This window comes from Candidatus Streptomyces philanthi (assembly GCF_059553635.1).
On the sequence record NZ_JCANQV010000530.1, the window covers coordinates 1 to 2068 of the forward strand.

General features: G+C 77.4%; 1 protein-coding gene and 1 pseudogene. Both read right to left on the bottom strand.

Annotated elements, in window-relative coordinates; translation table 11 throughout:
• Positions 1-563, bottom strand: a pseudogene (locus AC51EU_RS29890) (hypothetical protein); the annotation flags it as partial.
• A complete protein-coding gene (locus AC51EU_RS29895; RefSeq protein WP_496270222.1) occupies positions 560-1792 on the bottom strand; it encodes a glycosyltransferase in 1233 nt (410 codons plus the stop codon). The pseudogene AC51EU_RS29890 and the gene AC51EU_RS29895, both read right to left, overlap by 4 nt.
• Between the last annotated feature and the right edge of the window lie 276 nt (positions 1793-2068).

Consider the following 2068-nt stretch of genomic DNA (forward strand, 5'->3'; position numbering starts at 1 on the left):
CCGGGCGTCACCAGGATGTCGCCGGCCTCCGCGTGCGGACCGCGCAGCCAGCTGCGCAGCGCGAGGTTGCCGAGGGCGGTGGCGTAGGGGATGCGCACACCGAGGCGGCCGATGCCCGCCAGGGGGCGGCGGTCGACGAGGGAGCGCAGATCGTTCAGGCCGGGCCGCAGGCGGCGCGGGGTGCGCCCGTCGCCGAGGTCCGCGTAGACGTGCCAGCGGCCCTCGGCGAGGGCGACGGTGCTGGGCAGGACGGCGCGCAGCCGGCCCGCGCCGTTCGGCCCGAGCGGCAGCCGCACCACGTGGTCGTCGCTGTGGCCGCCCCGCAGCCGCAGCACCAGGGCCGCGCTCCAGGCGTGGTGGGCGCCCCGTGGGGCGTCCAGGTCGAAGGTGAGGCCGCCGGCGGAGTCGGCGATGCAGTCGGCCCGCGGTCCGTCGGGCGCGCCGTCCCCGTCGCGGTCACCGGTCAGGTGCCCGCCCGGTGCCCGTTCCTGGGCGTCGGTGCCGTCCACGCCGGGGTCGCCGGCCCCGGGCCCGGTCGCGGGCGGCCGCGTCGAGGTGCTCATGCCGTGCGCACCCCTCTCAGGGTGTCCGTGACCGCGTCCTTGGTGGCGTAGGCGCCGCTCAACAGTGCTCCTCGGGTGCGATGCAGGGTCTCGTGCAGGCGGCTGCCGCGGGCGAGCAGTTCGCCGAAGAGCGCCTCGTGGCGCTCGGCGGCACGGGCCGGGTCGAACCGCGCGGAGGCCCGCAGCGCGGCGCGCCCCATGCGCCGCCGGGCCGCGTCGTCGCCGATCAGTTCCAGCAGGGAACCGGCGAGCGCCCGCGCGTCGCCGACGGGGACCAGCAGGCCGTCCGTGCCGTGCCCGACGATCTCGCCGGGGCCGTGCGGGCAGTCGGTGGCGACCACCGGCAGACCGCAGCGCATCGCCTCCACCAGGGCCGTGCCGGACGTCTCCCGGCAGGCGGAGGCCGCGGCGAGGGACCCCTTGGCCCACTCGGGCCCCAGGGGACTGGCCGGCCCCATCAGGAAGACGTGGTTGTACAGCCCGAGTTCGGTGACCAGGGCGCGCAGCCGGGGCTTCTCGGGGCCGCTCCCGTAGATCCGCAGCCGCCAGTCCGGCCGCCGGGCGGCGACCTCGGCGAACGCGCGGACCAGTACGTCGTGGCGCCTGTCGCGGGTGAGCGGCCCGGCGGCGACGACCCACTTCCCGCTGCCGTCGGCGGGCGGCAGTCCCGGGGCGGGCACGGGGAGGGGGACGGCCTCGACGCGGACGCCGGGCAGCCGCAGGCCCCGGCGGTGGGCCTCGGCGTCGGCCTCGGTACGGGTGAGGAGCGCGTCGAGGCGGGGATAGGCGCCGCGCAGGGCCCGGCGCAGGGCGCGGCCGTGCGCGTCGAGGTCCAGGGGCTCCCGGCCGACGCGGAGCGGGCCGCGGCGGGTTTGCCGGGCGATGTGCGCGTTGAGGCCGGGGCCGGTGCCGACCACCACATCGGCCTCGGTGCGGCGCAGATGGCGGGCGATCCGCCGGTCCGTCAGCTCGCTGTACCCGCGGCCTTCGGGGGTGGCGAGGAGCCGTGCGGGCCGGTGGCGCGCCGGGTCGGCGCCGTCCTGGCGGAGGTCGACGAGATACCGCAGCCGCAGCCGGGGGTCCGCGTCGGGGACGGGGGTGTCGCGGTGGCGGAACACCGAGACGATCTCGACGTCGTGCCGCTCGGCGAGGGCCGCGGCGAGCGTGAACGTCGTGCGGACCGTGTCGCCGGTGCCGTGGGCGCTGTGAAGCAGGAATGAGATGTGCATCCGTCCCGGTGTCCTCCGGTGTCCCGGTCGTCGTGACCCTCCCGCGGCCCGCCGCTCACCGCGGCCGCGCTCCGCCCGCTCCCTCCTGACGGCGCCGTGCGTTCCCGTCCTGAACGATTGGACCGGCGCGGCGGGTTCCGGGTTGGTGGCTTATGCCAATTTGTTCCGCGAAAGTTAGAACATTGGTAGCGGGAGTCCGGAACTCCGGGCCATCCGTCGCCCGCCACGGCACCGGGCCCTGCCCGCACCGGAGGTGACGGGCGGTCGGGGCGGCCC

What these genes read in the sequence shown, in the direction of transcription:
- AC51EU_RS29895 (WP_496270222.1), bottom strand. Translation starts at nt 1,792, where the DNA reads ATGCACATCTCATTCCTGCTTCACAGCGCCCACGGCACCGGCGACACG.